A 15,109-nucleotide genomic window follows, 5' to 3' on the forward strand; every position below is an offset into this window, starting at 1 on the left:
ATCGCAGCTATCAATGCGGGATGTTCACCATCCTGGCATTTTCCTCACGATAGGCATCTATCTGATCGGTATAGCCGCGCGCCAGCCCCTCATAGGCCGCGCGTCCCTTCTTCGATCGACTCATCTGAGCGCGTATCAAGGAAACCTGCTGCCTGTGCAGGAGATAATTGACATCCATATCTCCGGTCATTCACGCCCTCCTACCCTATCGCTTCAAGAGACTGGTCAAGGTGCCCCGATCTTACGTCGAGTCATCGTACCGGCAATGCGCAACCATAGCAGCGTCCCTTCGCACAGGCGATTCGGCCCAACGCAGCGAAGAACCATTTGAGCGGAAACTTCACCCCATGCCCTCGGCCTTCCGCTAAAAATTCGTGCAGCAAGGCTATGAATTTCCACCAACTTTTGCCACTGGCCGCGGCAGGCAAATGGGGGCGTGGGAAAATGGCGCAGTCGCTGACGGCGGTTTTGGCGATCATCTATCAGGAAATATTGCTGTTCGCGGTTGTCGGCCTGGCTATCGGCGGGATCGATGATTTCCTCGTCGACATCATGTTTCTGGTGCGGCGCTGGTGGCGTAACCTGACTGTCTATTCGCGTCACACGCGCATGACGACAGCCACCTTGCCGCCCTCTGAAACACCCGGACGAATCGCTGTATTCATCCCCGCATGGGGAGAGGCAGAGGTGATCGGCCCCATGCTTCGGAATGCCCTTGGCCAATGGTCTGAGGGCGATTACCGCATCTTCGTGGGCGTTTACCCGAACGATCCGGCGACGCTGGCGGCGGTAGCGAAAGTCGCGGATGGGGACGATCGACTGGTCCTGTGCGTTAATGAACGCCCCGGCCCGACAACCAAGGCCGACTGCCTAAACCTGCTGTGGCGAACAATGGTGACGCAGGAAGATCTTTCCAGCACGCGGTTCAAGGCGGTGGTTCTCCATGACGCAGAAGACGTCGTGCATGCCGACGAAATCCGGCTGTTCGACCTTTTGATCGATCGGTTCCAACTCGTGCAACTTCCAGTACTGCCGCTTCCCGGTGAAGGCAGCTGGTGGTCGCGTTCGATAGCCAACCATTACTGTGACGAATTCGCGGAACCTCGTTGGCCATTAGCGTATCTCAATGACAACGAACAAAAGCGGCCCAGCAAGGCGGCATAACCCTGCCCTGATCGCGCCACTCCGCGTTTCAGCCGTGGAAGCATTTTCCTGTTTGTTTTCAAAGCCCGTTCCCCCAAATTCGCACCATAGGCACCCACGGTTTTCCACGGGTTTCCGAGGGGTGGGGGAACTTATCCGGCCCTATAGCTCAGCTCCGGTTGATGCAATTCCACCAATCGGTGTTGGCGCGATGATGCATGGGCGGCTCGCCCTTCGGCCTCGCCTTCGCAGCTTTTTTCTTCGCCGCCCTGGTGTGATGGAAGAAGGCGGCGACCGCCTGCTCTGCTTCTCGTGAGTCGCTCATAAATGAGAACATGACGAGAACGGAGCAAAAGGACAAGCCGCCTCACCCGCTCTCCGACGCGCCGAGCAGTCTGTTGAGAGGCATGTCGACGTTGCTGATCACCAGCTCGCGCGCGTCGGTCGGCGAACCGCTCCCGATCGAATAGAGCAGATCGACTTCAACCATCTGGAAAGCGCCGAAGAGCTGGCGGATTTCCGGACAGTCGTTGATGCTGAGCAGGAACCGGCCCTCGATCGTGGACAGCTGTTCGGCCATGGTCGAGAATTGCGAACGGTCGAACAGGTCGGCGCCATAGTCGCCTTCCGACCCGAAATAGGGCGGGTCGAGGTAGAAGAGCGTGTCCGGCCGATCATAGCGGCGGATGAAATCATGCCAGCGCAAGCGCTCGATCGTGACCGACGCCAAACGCTCGTGCAGCTGCTCCAGCATAGGCGCCAGCCGCGTCACGTCGAAGCCGCCGCTATTCATCGGATCGACGCCGAAGTTGCGGCCTGCCACCTTGCCGCCGAAGGCGAGGCGCTGGAGGTAGAGGAAGCGCGCGGCTCGTTCCAGGTCGGTCTGCGTCGACGGGTCCACGCGCAGCAGCTTCTCGAATCCGCTGCGCGTGGTGAGCTGGAATCGCAGCATGTCGAGGAACGCGACATAATGGCGCTGGAGGATGCGGAAAAAGGTAGAGACATCCTCCGACCAATCATTGATGTATTCCGCCCCTGGGCGGCGCGTGCGGCGTAGGAACACGCCGCCCATCCCCATGAAGACCTCGCAATAGCTGTGGTGCGGAATGCGCTCGATCGCGCGCACCAGCATGCGAGACAGGCGTCGCTTGCCGCCTATGTAGGCCGCAGGCGGACTGACGGGTTGAACGAAATCATCAAAAAGGTGGCTCGACTCCATCACTGTTCTTCCGATACGTCTCCCCCACCCGGGCGCCGGGTGGCGGGATGGACCCGACAGGATCCTGTTGGGGACATGGCGGTGCATACCCGCCGGCTTGAAGCGTTAGCGCGCTTCGGCCCCCGTCTTCAGGGCACTTTCCATCGGCCGCACAAATATCCTTCGGCACTATATGCAACCGCCTAAATTGCTGATAATCAACACGCTCTCTTGCAGGTCCCGTCTCCTACCCCGGAGGCGGGACCATTTATTTCCGGGTACGCGAGAGCTTCTCCACTTCCACGTTGTGCCGGATGATCTCTTCCCGGCTCGCCACATAGGCGTTCACCACGGCCGCGTGTCGAAGGCGGCACTCGTCATTCAGTGCGGCGTTCGGCGACGTCGCCCGCGCCAGCGTCGCCCACATCGGGTCGGGCAACTGTTGCAGCTGCTGGCAAGGCGCACTCAATTCCGCCGTCAGCGCGGCGGGAACAGGCGCTGCCGGCGAGGGCGGCGTTGAGTTGACGCCACAGGCCGTCAGACATGCGAGCATCAGGGCGGGCAAGCGCCGGATCATGGGCGATTTCCTTTTCGATTGCGGGCTGGATGATGGTGCGGTGATAGACCTTCACCGCCGCGATCTTGTCGGCCAGGTCGCGGTCCTGGAAGCGGATGACGCCGGCCATGCGCCCTTCGCTGTCGCGCAGCAGCCCATCGAACATCGCCCGGATCTTCAGCTGGTCCATCTGAAAATCTTTGCGCGCGCGCTGATAGCCGCGATGATCGACATACCAGAGTCCGCCGAGCACGGCCGCCACGACCAGCAGGTGCGGCCAGATACGGGAGAAGAACGCGCCCATCACGCCTTCTCCGCCGCAGCCTGAATTCGATCGGCCGCTTCCTCCCCGACGCTTTCCACGGTGTTGCCACCCACCTTGAGCTTGAAGGTGCGGCGGCCGAGGATAGCCGACAGGCCAGTCAGCACGATGCCGATGAGTATCAGGCATCCATAGGCGAAATAGGCTACAGGCCACGGCCCCGTCGACTTTTCGGCAAGCAGCGTCAAGGCGCGCCATGCGATCACCGTGCAGGCGATTCCGCCTGCCCCGAGAAATACGATGCCGACGAGTCGCCGCCAGTCGCGGGCTGTCCATGCGGCCGTGTCGGGGAGAAGCGTCATCACCCCTCCTCCCCGTGCCTGGCGAAAATCAAGCCCAACGCATTGCGCGGCCCGCTGTGACGCTTGTTGGCATGCGTCCGGGGCTGGAACTGGAAATCCACCGGAAGCCCGGTCTGCTTCGACAGGCGTTCCGATATTGCGACCGTCATCACTATCCAGCGAGGATCGAATTCCCAATGCTCTTTCGCGTGAGGGAAGAGCCCGGAGAACGCCTCATCATCCATGATCATCCGCACGTCGATATCGCGCCAGTCCGGCCGCTCCAACGAGGAACCAACCAGATAGCAGGATCCGGGGAACGCCTGATTTAGGAGCTGGCATTCAGCTTCGAGCGCGAAACATGCAGGCGCACCCACATAGACGGCCTTCTTGCGCGCCTCGTTCATGACCGCCCCTCATACATGGCGCGCTCAGCTGCGCGGCGCCGTCTCAGCCCGGCCATGACCTTGCCGTCATTCTTGTCCCACTTGGGAAACTCGGCGGCAGCGCACGCATAGTCGCCAGCCTTATGCTTCCGCAGCAGCGTCGAATCGCCCAGCCCCTCGGCCTTGCCGTCTCCATCCATGTCGAGCCCGACATTATAGGCAAAGGACACCAGAGCATCGAACTGCGTCTGGGTGGTAGGAGCGCCGTTCAGAAGGGTGTTGACGCCGATCTCCACCGCCACGAGGTCGCGGGCGAACAGCCGGTCAGCCTTCGGCTTGTCCCACTTCGCGCCGCGCGGGATCGGCCCGCCATTCTCGTCGCGGGTCGTGCCCCAGCCGTTGGTGATCGGAAGACCATTGGCGCTGCCGGGATCGGGATAGGCTACCAGTCGCAGCTGTTCGAAACTGTGAATCAGGGCAACACCCGCGGCGCTGCATTTCATGCCCGCCTTGCCAGTCATGACGACGTGACCGGCAAGTTCCGCGTTGACTTGGTCGACCTCGGCCTGCGTCAGCGCCTTTCCTTTGATCGCGCGGATCACGTCGAACAGCCGCTTGCTCTCAAACCCCATGATTACCCCCATGAAAAAGGGCGCCCGAAGCGCCCCATGCAAATGACAATGTGCCGACGGTTACAGCCTGCCCGCGTCCGCCTCGTCGATCCGGCCCAGCGCGCGCGCCATGTCCTCCGGCACTGCCAGATGAATCGGGAAAGCCTCGGCAAGGATCTTCTGCGCCTGCATCAGCGCCGCCGATTGCGGGTGCCGCTGGAGCAGCTCGGCGGCGACCATGTGGAACGCCATCCGCCATTTATCGACGGCCACCGTCAAATCGCCCACCTGCCGCTCCAGGCCGTTCATCCTGTGGTCGAGCTTGTCGTCGAGGTCCTTCTCCCGACGGGCCAGCTCCTCGTGCCATTTGTCCAGCTTGGCCGAACGGGTCGAGGCCCGCACATCCCGCCAGTTGATCAGCCAGGCCAGGCCCTTTCCGACCGCGACACCCATCGCAACCACGCCGGCAAGGACGCCCCCGACCTCGCCCGACGATATTCCACCTGCCCCCGGATCAGGCATAGTTGGTATCTCCCTGTACTGAAAATGCTTGGCGGTGATTTGTGCGCGAGCCTTACTATAAAGGCGGCTAGCATGATCCGTGCTGGAGCACCTTGCGGCGCGTCGGCTTGATCGGGCCGGATATAATTTGCAGCGTCGCTTTGGAAACTTCTAACAGGTCCAGATATGGGCCCGAAACCACTTGTAGCGTGGCCTTGGATATTGACATGAACCCAAAAGACGGCCCGGAAGCCACTTGCAAGGTCGCCTTGGAGACAAAGATTTTCTCGGACGGCGGGCTGGAAGCGACTTGCAAGGTCGCCTTGGATATGGAGATCGTCATGCGACCGCCTCGACCCCCCACTCCAGCGCCGCGTCATTGGCATCGGTCGAGGTCCAAGCCGCGCTTGTCGCCGGGTTGAGCGCCCAAACATATTGATAGGCGTCAAAGCCGGTGGTGAGAGCTATGTCCGGGCTATAGTAGCGGGTGCCGCCGATCTTGAGATAGAATTTCATGTTTTGCGGGCCGGATGCGTCTCGCTTGGCGCGGGCGGCCACGCCCACGCCACGCACAAGGGCAAGTGTGCTGGTACGCGCCGGACTGGTGAAGCTGTTGCGCTCACCCGCTGCGCCAAAGGTGATGATGTCCGTATCATTGAGGGGAGCCTCGTCCACATCAGTATAGGCTCCGGTGCCGGTCGCATCCCCGCCCGCGCCGGTGGGCGCTTCCGTCTCCACCACAACGCCAACGGTCGAAAGATTGGCATCCTCCACCACCAGCTCCGAAAAATAGCCAGCGAGGTTATTGTCCGGCGTGCCCCAAACGATAGTTTTCACGTCCACGGTCGCTGTGCCCATGGTGCCGGACGCCTTGATGACACCATCGACCAAAACGATGAAGTTTGCGCCGCTCGCGCCGGTTTTCAGATAGATGGCATATGATGATTGACCGCCGGTGATCGTCCACGACGATCCGACCGAAGTCCAAGCAGAGCCGTTCCAATACTGCGCCCAGAATACGCCGGGGGACGTTGTGTATACCCGAAATACATTGTTCGCGGAGGTATCCTTGACCAGCACAATATAGTCGTTCTGATCGTCATCCCACGCCCCGGCATAGGTGATAGCATGTAGCCAGCACTCCGTCAGTGCAGAGCCGAGGGCTATGGTGCCCAGCGCCGTGCCGTCCGGGCTTGCCAGACTTGCGCGGGAGTTCGCTGTCCGCCGCGCGGCGGTGGTGGCGGTGTCCTCCGCCATCGTTCCTGCGATCCTCACGCCGGACGCTTCCGTGGCTGCAAAAACAATACTCACGTCAAATCTCCCGTCATGGTCCAGATATCGGTCCCAACCTTTTTAAGCTGGCAAACGGCATGTTGGCCGCCGCTGGTGTAGAGCGAGCCATGGCTGTTGATCGTCACGCCCGACCCCGGCGAAACCGTCACCGCGCCCGCCCCATTTTGCTCAAAGGTGAGCACGGACCAGACGGGCCAGTTGACCGACGCCTCCGGCGGGATCGTGAATGCTACCGGGAGGGCATTGGTGAAAAGAATATAACTACCAGCGTCATCGCGGACCGCATCATATGTGGTGCCGGGCACAGTCTTCAGAGCAGCGGCGGCGCCCGGCCAAAAAGGATTCCAGCTCGCGCCGTCATATTCAATCAGCAGATCTTCGTCCTTGACCAACAATTGATTACCGTGCCGCGCGACGTTCGCAAAATACCACCCGTTGCTCGCATCGGTGCCGATCGCGATGGCAAGCTCGCCATCATGCCCCACCCATAAACCTGTCGCGGCCGCGGCAATCAGATAGCGCGCGCCATTCGCGCAGCTGCCAGGGGGCGCCGTCAGATCGCGATCCTCCACGATCGAGCGACTCGCGAAGGCATCGAAGATGAATGAAGCCTCGTTGACTGCATCCCATGGAGAAGCCTGGGAGGCAGCCCACATAGGCGCCCCGGTGTTAGGAAAATCTGTCATGTTACCCCCTATGCGGCGATGGTGAGCGGAAAGCCCCTCAGAGAAAGCACCGGCGACACCTGGTAGAGGTTGACACTCAGACTGGTCTGCGGCGCGCCGAAGTCGGTCGTCTGCTGCGCACTGCTATAGGTCAGGGGCAGGCTGACGCCGGTGATCGTGTGCACCACGATGGCTCCATCCATAATATCGCAGGACCAGCTTTCAGCCGTTTCACCGAGCGGAACGTCCTGACCATCAATCTTGCCCCCGCCGATACGGGTCCGCCGCGTCGCCGTGATTGACCAATCCCCCGTGCCCATATTGTGCGTAAGTGCGCCGTGCACCGGCGAGTAAGGCTTCTGCGCGGCGGCGGTGAAGGGAACGGTGACAGCGAAGCCGGTTTCTTCCTCGCGTCCCTGACTGACCACCTTGTAATAATCCGTGTCACCAATCTCCGATGCACCCATGACTCTCGACAGCACGGACGCGTCCATCACCAGCAGGCTGTCGCCAATGGCATGGCTCGCCAAATGCTGCTCGGTTCCCCGTCTGCCTCGCAGAAAGCCAGACAGGACGTAGCGGTTGGGCGCGATCAGGGTGGCATTGGCGAACTGCACATATTCCCGCCCGATCAGGACGAGGTTAAGCGTCGGATACAGGAGAAGATCATCCATGCTCACGCTGCTGAGCGTACCGCTACGCATATCCACCGTGATGCTGTTGCCATTGTCCGGCAGCCAGGGAAGCGCGTCACCGAGCGCGTCTATACAAACCCCCCAGCTAGCCACACTCTGCGCGGAAATCGCCGCCCAGCCCGCGTCATAGTCATCGGCCACACCGGTGTCGCTGGCATAAACATCGGCCCCCACCCAATAGCCGTCTGGAGAAAATGGGCCGGCCGCGATGAGCATGAATGGTGTGGCGCTATCGAGCGCATCCTGCGGCAGCGGCACATCCAGAACGAAGCCGCGCGAGGGCGTCGGAATTCTTATGACTTCCGGACTCCGCGATTCCATCTCCGCACCGGCTGCGCTACCCCGGTCAGCCAGCGACGGATTATCGCGAACCCATCGGGTCTCCGTCACCCGGTCAGCGCCATGGCGCGCGGAAATGCAGCGGCCGATGCGGGACAGATTGCCCAGCTGCAATGTGTAGACGCTGCCCGGCGTCACCTTCAGAAATCGATCGGTCAACGAGAATTCATGGCTTTCCTTCTCGGCGTGCTGGCGACGCATGAAACGGTCAGCCAGATGCCGCGCGGCGTCGGCATCGATCGCAAGGTTACGCATGTCGATCTGAGTGATCCGCTTCGTCCGAACCGCATCGGCGGCGCGTGCCGATTGCGCGAGATTCACTTGCTGGTCTTTGTCGATATCAGCGAAGGTCATCGTAACCTGCAACGGCAGGTCCTCATCCTTCACCAGCGGGATGCGGAATCGGCTGTCGCCCGAGATTGCGAGCTTTCCGGTGGTGATCGTTCCCTCGCTCGCGCCGCCACGAGGGCGGAAGCGCACAAGAAAATCTTCCGACACCGGATCAATATCGAATGCTTCCAGCACCGGCGACAGGATCGACTTGCCCGCGCCAGCTGTAAAATTGAAGCCGTCGAGGATATCGGTGCAGAGCGAGGAATCGTAATCACCCACCTCGACCCCGCACAGGTCGCTGATCATGTCGATAACTGCCCCGACCGTCACCCCGCCACGGCCGACACGATCTAGATAGCGGAAGGTGAATACATCGGAAAATTGCGGCGATCCAAAGAGCGCATGAAGGCTCGGAATATAGGCTGACGTATTGAAATAGACATCCTCGAACTTCCAGTCGGAATAATCGATGGTGCGAACAGTCGAGAGATCGATAAGCGATATTTCATCGCGACCGAGCCAGATCGTCGGTTGCGACGGGTCGTGATGGACCCAGTTCGTGGTCGCATAGGCATAGCCAAAACTGCGGCTGCTCGAGACCGTCAGGGTCTCATCGTCAATGAGATAAAGCACCGCGCCGTTCCATTGCAGAACGAAATGGTCGCCATAGTGCGCGCCATCGACATGCGTCCAATAGGCGGCGCCTAGCGGAACTGTGAAGGCCGCAGACGATGGCGCGCTGGATCGCACCCCGGTATCGACGACGCGGCGCAGATACATAGTAGTCGTGGGGGAGATGGAGGGAGCCGAGCCGACTGCCCATATGTCCCCATGGCCATCTACGAAATATTGCGTGATTTTCCAGCCGAAATCATATTCGTACCATCCCAGTGAGCCGCCAGAAAGCGGCATGCCATACTGGATGGGCCAGGAAGTAAAGCCGTAAGTCAGGACATGTTCGACACCGTTCCCGTCCTTCAGGACAACACACCCATCTTGAAAGCGGCCGCCGGTGTCGGATGACCCGATCAGGCTCCCGCTGGCGGCGTCGAACGTCCCGACATGATGGTTGCCGTTGAAAAACTGATCGACCGAATCATCATTGCCGATGACGGTGTAAATCCGGCCATCGGAGGTAATGCCCTTCCAATCGCCAGCGACCGGCACCGAGAAAGTGGGGCTCCCGAGAAGGGTGCGGCTAGGGAGGTCATAGACCTCGTAGCTTTGACCTCCCCAGGCCGCGAAGGTGCCCGACGGATCGAGCGTGAGATTGGTCGGTTTGCCGTATACGTAACTGAAGGTCTCCCAAGGATAGTTGGGCGAGACGTTTTTAGTGGCCTCAATCGTCGGTTGCGGCAGACGATTCCCGAACTTCTCCAGGAACACTTCCTTGAACATGACATAGGACTGACCCCGATAGGCCGGACAACTGCCCTCACCGAGCTTCGCGTCGATCGTCTGCGCCATGCGCGGGTCAGGTTCCTGATCCTCCCCACCTAGGTAGAATGTGAGAAAGTCCTTCCAGTTACCCTTGGCGATCACCGTGATCGGCCCGACTCCGGTGGCATCGAATATCAAATGCTTGTCGAGCCAGATGCGGGTTATGGCGTCTGTCGGATGATCGGCGACATGGTTGGCCCATGTGCCATAATAGCGATATTCATTATATTTCCCGCCCTTGGTCTTGCGCTTCTTTTTGACTTCGCGAAGGTCCTCGGCGAACAGAAAGCTGCAGCTTTCGAAGCGACGCGTCCCCAGGAAATAATTTTTCGCGTCGCCGGGGTCCCCCAGGCTGACGGTGCGGTCGGTCAGACGCGGCCCCTCGATCTTCCGCGAAGCCTGCAACCCCATCTGCACCGCGCTCAGCGCTATTGTGAGACCCAGTGAAACCGGATCAGCCATTATCGTCCTCCTGCGCAAGAATCGAGGGGAAGGCCCATGCGGAATCCAGCTCGCGTTGCGCCCGCCCTACCGTCCAGGGAGCGGACACAACCTGTTGCAGCCCTGCGCCCCAGCAGTGGATCAGGCGGCTGCCATCCACCAACAGGCCAAGATGCTGCGCCTTGTCCCCGACCCGCAGCAGCAGGACGTCGCCGGGGCGCGGGCACGCGACCTGGCGCAGTTCGGCCGCAAGCCCAGCACGGAGCAGGCGAACATCAACCTTGACGCCGTAATTCGACAGGCGAGCGTGAAAGCCATCGGCCTCGGGCAAGCCGCACTCACGCGCAACCCCGACGACCAACCCCTTGCAGTCGCAGCCACCGCCGCGCACGCTGGCCTGCTCATGGTAGGGCGTGCCGATCCAGCGGCGCGCCTCGGCGACGATATCCGTTCGCGTTGCCATCATGCGCCCCCCGTCGCCGCTCGCAAAATCTGGTCGCTACCGCGCTGGTCGGGCTCCCCCCGGAAGTTCCAGGTGTTGCGCCAGCTGTCGCGGCAGTCCACTCGGGTGTTGAGGCAAGGCCGCCGGATGACCAGCGCGTCTCCTACCGAGGGCAGATCGGCCATGCTCGCATAAAGCTCAATCGAGCGCGTCGAAGCAGCCCAGCGAAATATCTCGATTTCCAGATCGTCTGCCAGCACGCCACTCGTGAAGGCGACCCGCCCATAGGCCAGTTCGTCGTCGATCGTGCTGAAGGGCAGCGCCGCGATCGTGAATCGGAAGCCGCTGGTGACCGATGCCACAACCGCCTCAATCGTGGCGGCCTTGACGCAGGTCCATGTGGCACCGCCATCGCTGACCGTCGCGCCCAGTGTGGTAGGCCAGCTCGGTTCGCTGCCGCCGGTCGTTCCGGCCGCCGAACAGGAATAATGATAGCCGTTGAAAACGGAGGGGCGGACGAAGTTGCCCGCACCTGCATCCCATGCGCCCCGCGCTGCCACAGCCGCGCCCGGCGTCCAGACATCCGGCAGCAGCGGATATTTGCAGCGGGCCGAGCCGAAGGTCTCTGCGCAATAGGGGGAGGTAACCCGCCCTATCTCCTGATTGTAGCTCGCTGTGTGACCAAGCCCCTCCAGGTTGAAGGTGTGGCCGTCGACCAAAGGCTGTCCCAGCTTGCCGCCCAGCATCCTGATCTGGCCTGACACCAATCCCCGATGATTGACCTGAAAGAGCCGGAAGCGAGCGCGATTCCAGCGGCCGCCAAGAACGTCGGCTGCCGTGAACAACGGGCCAAGCGGACCGCTGGCCTGAAAATTGTCAGCGCCAAGGCCGACAGAGAGGCTGACCTCAGACATGGTGAGTCCGCCCACATAATCCAGCGCACCGTCGCCAAGGTCGATCGAGAGGGGTCGATCATGCGTGGTCAGCCCGACGCTGACGCCATTGGCTGCATCGATCCGCAAGCACCAGCAGAGCGATCGCGTGCTGGAAGCCAGATGCGCGATATACCCGACGGGAATCGTCCTGCTCATGCGCGCCATTCCGACAGCGGCACGCTGCCCGCGCTTCGGCTGTTGATGGTATCCCAGCTGATCCGCAGCAAATCGTCCTCGAAGCGCACGGGCACGTCGAACTGGAAACCTGCCGTGAGAATTACCCCCAGCGGCGGAGCCGACGTGAATGTCACTATCCCCGTGCCTCGGTTGACCGACCAGCCCGTGGGCGCCGCAACGCCATCCTTGGCGATGAGCAGCGTGCCGGTTACCGGCCAAAGAACCGGCACGTCAATCGGACTGACGCTATCGGCATAGCGCTTCACCAGCTGGAAGGCCGTGGTAACGCCGTCGCCGATGCCCAACGGCTGATCGGTCATGGCGGCCGCTGAGTTGCCGTCCGCCTTGCTGGTAAAGTCGATCCAATCCTTGAACAGAAAGGGGCGCGCAGCGCCCCGTCGTGCAGCGTGGAAAGAACGCAGCAGCCCGATATCCTCCGGTGTTTTCACATTGTGCGAGATTTCATAGCGGCGCAGGGGCACCGCCCAATTCTCGTTCGTCTCGACACCGCCGTCGTCGGTCAACACCGCATCGGTGGAAAATTCGAAACCGCCGTTGGATCCCTTTGACCACTTTTCCGGCAAGCGCACATCATCGGTCATGCCAGTCCCCTCCGGCGGAAATCATCCTGTTGCTCGGCCTGCCGCCGCGCGACCTCTGCCCCCGTTCGCCGGCGATCGGGCGTGGCGGGCACGTTCCAGTTGTTCACGATGGTCTGGCTGCCCCCGCCGCGCGGCGGCGCTGGCGAGTTCCCGCGCAGCAGCGTGCGGAAAGCCGACGCCTGCGAGCGGTTGAGCACTTCCTCATCGGTCTGGAGCACCGACAGGAACTCATCGTTGCGCAGCGTGCCGCTGTGCAGACGCGGCAGGGCCGATACATCGAAGGGCAGCACGCGCTGCTTGCCACCGGGGCCGACCCTGCCGCCATCATGATAGATGCCGCCCAGCGTGCCACCATATACGGCGTCCGTTCCCGCGCTGGTGACGGCGCCGCCGCCAATCGCGGGTCCGATCAGACTCGTCCCCAGGCTGAGCACCGTGCCCAGCAATCCACCACCGCCCGACACCGACCCGCCCGTCGCCATCGCGATCAAGCTGTTGAAAGCCGAGCCGAGCTGTGCCGACTGATCACTGATCGCGTTCATGCCCTCGGCTGCGCGCGCCGCTTCGCTGCCCACGTCAGCGAGCGGATCGACCACTGGCGATCCCCCGGCCGCAGCGACCCGCGTCAGCGCATCGGCCGCCATACCCGCAGCGGTAGTCAGACGCAGGAATTCGGGTTCAGCCTGAATGCCGAGCTGCTGGGGCAGGCCGGGCAGGATGTCGCTCTTTGCCTTGGCGACATTCTTTTCGATATCATTGCCAGTCAGGCCGTCGATGAGCTTGGCGATCGGCTCCTCGACATTCTTCTGGAGCAGACGCTGCAGGGGCAGATCGATCAGCTGGCTGAGAATGTCGCGGGCGCTGCCGCCATTGCGGATGATGTCGGTCAGGGTGCGGCCCACATCCTGACCGAACCCTTCCCACATTTTATTGCCCATGCGACCGAGGTCGACATAATCCTCGGCGAGCTGCTTCATGCGGCGGCTGAAGGTAAACGCGCTGATGGCGCCGCCATCAAAGGCGGCCTGCACGTTGGCGACCTCCTGCGCGATCATTTCGAGCGAGGTGCGGGTGTCGTCGAACATCTGAGTGGCGATGCGTTGGCGCTCTATGAAGAGCTTCTGCGCCCGCTCCGCATCATATTCGGCCGCGGCGAATTTGCGCACCGCGTCGGTCTGCTGACTGACGACCGCCGTTGCCTCGGCGCGCGCCTGGGCTTCGTCGAAATGGCCTTTCGCAACGCGGCGTCTGGCCTCGACTTCCTTGTCGACCAGCTCGGTGGAAATCCGCCGCGCGGCCGCGTCAATCGCCTGCTGGCGCACCACCGCATCCAACGCATCGCCTTCCAGCCCAAGCCGCGCCTGCGCCTCGTCGGCGCGCAGCTTGTAGCTGTCGATGACCTGATCGTTGGACTGCTTGATGCGATCGGCTGCCTGGCGCGCCTGCTCCGCCTCGCGAGCTTGCCGCTCGGCCTCACGCTGAGCGTCCGACTTCCCGCCGCGACCACCGCCGGACTTCTTCGGCGTGTCGGGCTTCGCCATCAGGGCGCGGGCAGCGGCGTCGGTCGCCATTCCCTGCGCCTGCCGCCCCATCGCCAGCATATTGTCGATGGGCGTGGCAAAAGCCGAGCGCGTTTCCTGCTGCTGCCCACGCGCCCAACGATAGAAGTTCGCCACCTTCGTACCGAACGCCGACACCCGGTCCGAAGTCCAGTCGATCGCACTGGCGATGCCGTTGAACATGCCAATTACAGCATCCGACACGCCGCTGCTGTCGCCGATCCGGGCCAGCATCCGGTCCCATGCCTCACCGACCGACTGCGCCGCTTCATCGAGCCCGCCGGAGCCACTCGCCGCGCGGGCGAGACCCTGAATATAGGCTTGCTGTGCTTCAGCCGTCTTGCCCGCTTCCGCGAGGCGCATGACGGTGATCTGCAGTTCGGGATTGGCGTCGGCAAGTGCGCTGCGCAGCGCCTCGATATCGTTTCGGGCCAGCGCGGACAGGACGCTGCCCATCTTCTCGGCCCACTGGACGACAGCCTGGGGATCATCGCCTAAGTCGCCCGCGACGCTGAGCGCCTGATTGAGCGTCTCGCGAGCCAGCCCCGGTACCCTGGCCAAGGCGGTAGCTGCCTGAAGCGCGGCCTTCTCGGTCGCGATGCTGGTGCGCGCCGCCTGATCCGCGAAGTGCTCCAGCTCCTCGCTAGTCGCGGCCGACACATTGCCGGTCAATTCCAGCTGCCGGTGGAAAGCGTTCAGGGCCTCATTATGCTCGTCCGCAGCCTTCGCGGCCTTATACGATGCGACGGCCAATGCCGTGATGACGATCGCCGCACCGCCGCCCGCTCGAGCAAAAGCAAGCAGGCGCGCCTCCGCCGCCGCCGATTTGGCCGCGATATTCTCCAGCGCCTGCGCGCCCTGCGCGTCGTCGATCACTGACTGGGCTTTGGCAACCGCGTCAGTCACATAGCTGCGGCGCTGCTGGAGCACGGACGCAGCCGGGCCGCTGCCCTTGGGGAACAGCGCCCGCGCCTCGGCATGGGCGGTCCGCCGGCGATCGCTGACCAAGGCCGCGGACTTTTCGGCATTGGCGAGCTTGATCACAGCTTTCTCGGCGCTGATCGCTTCTTTCTCGATGTCGCTGAAGGCGCGGCCCCCCGCATCGCCTACCCGTTTGAAGTCGCGCTCCGCGTCCGCGATGCCGACGATGCGCAGCGCCAGATTTACGGCGCGGGAGGTCTGAGCCATAC

Annotated in this window: 15 protein-coding genes and 1 pseudogene; 1 reads left to right on the top strand and 15 read right to left on the bottom strand. The window is 62.2% G+C overall.

From position 1 onward, the window contains the following. Nucleotides 1–10: 10 nt before the first annotated feature. Entirely contained in the window at nucleotides 11–190 is a 180-nt protein-coding gene (locus K663_RS11540) for a hypothetical protein (RefSeq protein WP_037464161.1), read from the bottom strand. A 254-nt stretch (nucleotides 191–444) separates the two neighbouring features. Here K663_RS11540 and K663_RS11545 point away from each other — a divergent pair. Further along, nucleotides 445–1,101: pseudogene (locus K663_RS11545) on the top strand (glycosyltransferase); the annotation flags it as partial. A 409-nt stretch (nucleotides 1,102–1,510) separates the two neighbouring features. Here the strand turns inward: K663_RS11545 and K663_RS11550 are convergent. The 14 genes from K663_RS11550 to K663_RS11615 form a co-directional block, all read right to left on the bottom strand. Then, nucleotides 1,511–2,362 (bottom strand): DNA adenine methylase, encoded by an 852-nt coding sequence (locus tag K663_RS11550; protein WP_062117583.1) that lies wholly within the window; start codon nucleotides 2,360–2,362, stop codon nucleotides 1,511–1,513. A 356-nt stretch (nucleotides 2,363–2,718) separates the two neighbouring features. Beyond that, on the bottom strand, nucleotides 2,719–3,201 hold the full coding sequence (locus K663_RS11555; protein WP_062117585.1) for a hypothetical protein: 483 nt from the start codon (nucleotides 3,199–3,201) through the stop codon (nucleotides 2,719–2,721). Then, a complete protein-coding gene (locus K663_RS11560) occupies nucleotides 3,201–3,521 on the bottom strand; it encodes a hypothetical protein (RefSeq protein ID WP_062117588.1) in 321 nt (106 codons plus the stop codon). Before K663_RS11560 ends, K663_RS11555 begins: the two co-directional genes overlap by 1 nt. Then, the gene (locus tag K663_RS11565; protein ID WP_062117591.1) at nucleotides 3,521–3,907 is read right to left on the bottom strand and encodes a hypothetical protein; all 387 of its coding nucleotides are present in this window, start codon (nucleotides 3,905–3,907) and stop codon (nucleotides 3,521–3,523) included. Before K663_RS11565 ends, K663_RS11560 begins: the two co-directional genes overlap by 1 nt. Beyond that, a complete protein-coding gene (locus K663_RS11570) occupies nucleotides 3,904–4,518 on the bottom strand; it encodes a lysozyme (RefSeq protein ID WP_235589435.1) in 615 nt (204 codons plus the stop codon). The genes K663_RS11565 and K663_RS11570 overlap by 4 nt, the downstream gene beginning before the upstream one ends. A 60-nt stretch (nucleotides 4,519–4,578) precedes the next feature. Then, nucleotides 4,579–5,019, bottom strand: coding sequence for a hypothetical protein (locus K663_RS11575; protein ID WP_062117594.1), 441 nt, complete (start codon nucleotides 5,017–5,019; stop codon nucleotides 4,579–4,581). Nucleotides 5,020–5,086: 67 nt separating this feature from the next. After that, nucleotides 5,087–5,341 carry a hypothetical protein gene (locus tag K663_RS11580; protein ID WP_062117598.1) on the bottom strand — a complete coding sequence of 85 codons (255 nt, stop codon included), beginning with the start codon at nucleotides 5,339–5,341 and terminating at the stop codon, nucleotides 5,087–5,089. Further along, nucleotides 5,338–6,309 (bottom strand): hypothetical protein, encoded by a 972-nt coding sequence (locus K663_RS11585; protein ID WP_062117602.1) that lies wholly within the window; start codon nucleotides 6,307–6,309, stop codon nucleotides 5,338–5,340. Before K663_RS11585 ends, K663_RS11580 begins: the two co-directional genes overlap by 4 nt. Continuing rightward, entirely contained in the window at nucleotides 6,306–6,977 is a 672-nt protein-coding gene (locus K663_RS11590; RefSeq protein ID WP_083535887.1) for a DUF2793 domain-containing protein, read from the bottom strand. Before K663_RS11590 ends, K663_RS11585 begins: the two co-directional genes overlap by 4 nt. Before the next feature lie 8 nt (nucleotides 6,978–6,985). After that, nucleotides 6,986–10,225, bottom strand: a complete 3,240-nt coding sequence (locus K663_RS11595; protein WP_062117608.1) for a phage tail protein — start codon at nucleotides 10,223–10,225, stop codon at nucleotides 6,986–6,988. Next, nucleotides 10,218–10,670: a hypothetical protein gene (locus K663_RS11600; protein WP_063619033.1), complete on the bottom strand. Its 453-nt coding sequence runs from the start codon at nucleotides 10,668–10,670 to the stop codon at nucleotides 10,218–10,220. Before K663_RS11600 ends, K663_RS11595 begins: the two co-directional genes overlap by 8 nt. After that, nucleotides 10,667–11,737, bottom strand: coding sequence for a DUF2163 domain-containing protein (locus K663_RS11605; RefSeq protein ID WP_062117614.1), 1,071 nt, complete (start codon nucleotides 11,735–11,737; stop codon nucleotides 10,667–10,669). The genes K663_RS11600 and K663_RS11605 overlap by 4 nt, the downstream gene beginning before the upstream one ends. Further along, nucleotides 11,734–12,360: a DUF2460 domain-containing protein gene (locus K663_RS11610; RefSeq protein ID WP_062117617.1), complete on the bottom strand. Its 627-nt coding sequence runs from the start codon at nucleotides 12,358–12,360 to the stop codon at nucleotides 11,734–11,736. Before K663_RS11610 ends, K663_RS11605 begins: the two co-directional genes overlap by 4 nt. Further along, nucleotides 12,357–15,107 carry a hypothetical protein gene (locus tag K663_RS11615; protein ID WP_062117619.1) on the bottom strand — a complete coding sequence of 917 codons (2,751 nt, stop codon included), beginning with the start codon at nucleotides 15,105–15,107 and terminating at the stop codon, nucleotides 12,357–12,359. The genes K663_RS11610 and K663_RS11615 overlap by 4 nt, the downstream gene beginning before the upstream one ends. Nucleotides 15,108–15,109: the final 2 nt, after the last annotated feature.

The sequence above is a fragment of the Sphingobium sp. MI1205 genome (genome assembly GCF_001563285.1).
GTDB lineage: Bacteria > Pseudomonadota > Alphaproteobacteria > Sphingomonadales > Sphingomonadaceae > Sphingobium.

What these genes read in the sequence shown, in the direction of transcription:
- K663_RS11540 (WP_037464161.1), bottom strand. Translation starts at nt 190, where the DNA reads ATGACCGGAGATATGGATGTCAATTATCTCCTGCACAGGCAGCAGGTT.
- K663_RS11550 (WP_062117583.1), bottom strand. Translation starts at nt 2,362, where the DNA reads ATGGAGTCGAGCCACCTTTTTGATGATTTCGTTCAACCCGTCAGTCCG.
- K663_RS11555 (WP_062117585.1), bottom strand. Translation starts at nt 3,201, where the DNA reads ATGGGCGCGTTCTTCTCCCGTATCTGGCCGCACCTGCTGGTCGTGGCG.
- K663_RS11560 (WP_062117588.1), bottom strand. Translation starts at nt 3,521, where the DNA reads ATGACGCTTCTCCCCGACACGGCCGCATGGACAGCCCGCGACTGGCGG.
- K663_RS11565 (WP_062117591.1), bottom strand. Translation starts at nt 3,907, where the DNA reads ATGAACGAGGCGCGCAAGAAGGCCGTCTATGTGGGTGCGCCTGCATGT.
- K663_RS11570 (WP_235589435.1), bottom strand. Translation starts at nt 4,518, where the DNA reads ATGGGGTTTGAGAGCAAGCGGCTGTTCGACGTGATCCGCGCGATCAAA.
- K663_RS11575 (WP_062117594.1), bottom strand. Translation starts at nt 5,019, where the DNA reads ATGCCTGATCCGGGGGCAGGTGGAATATCGTCGGGCGAGGTCGGGGGC.
- K663_RS11580 (WP_062117598.1), bottom strand. Translation starts at nt 5,341, where the DNA reads ATGACGATCTCCATATCCAAGGCGACCTTGCAAGTCGCTTCCAGCCCG.
- K663_RS11590 (WP_083535887.1), bottom strand. Translation starts at nt 6,977, where the DNA reads ATGACAGATTTTCCTAACACCGGGGCGCCTATGTGGGCTGCCTCCCAG.
- K663_RS11595 (WP_062117608.1), bottom strand. Translation starts at nt 10,225, where the DNA reads ATGGCTGATCCGGTTTCACTGGGTCTCACAATAGCGCTGAGCGCGGTG.
- K663_RS11600 (WP_063619033.1), bottom strand. Translation starts at nt 10,670, where the DNA reads ATGATGGCAACGCGAACGGATATCGTCGCCGAGGCGCGCCGCTGGATC.
- K663_RS11605 (WP_062117614.1), bottom strand. Translation starts at nt 11,737, where the DNA reads ATGAGCAGGACGATTCCCGTCGGGTATATCGCGCATCTGGCTTCCAGC.
- K663_RS11610 (WP_062117617.1), bottom strand. Translation starts at nt 12,360, where the DNA reads ATGACCGATGATGTGCGCTTGCCGGAAAAGTGGTCAAAGGGATCCAAC.
- K663_RS11615 (WP_062117619.1), bottom strand. Translation starts at nt 15,107, where the DNA reads ATGGCTCAGACCTCCCGCGCCGTAAATCTGGCGCTGCGCATCGTCGGC.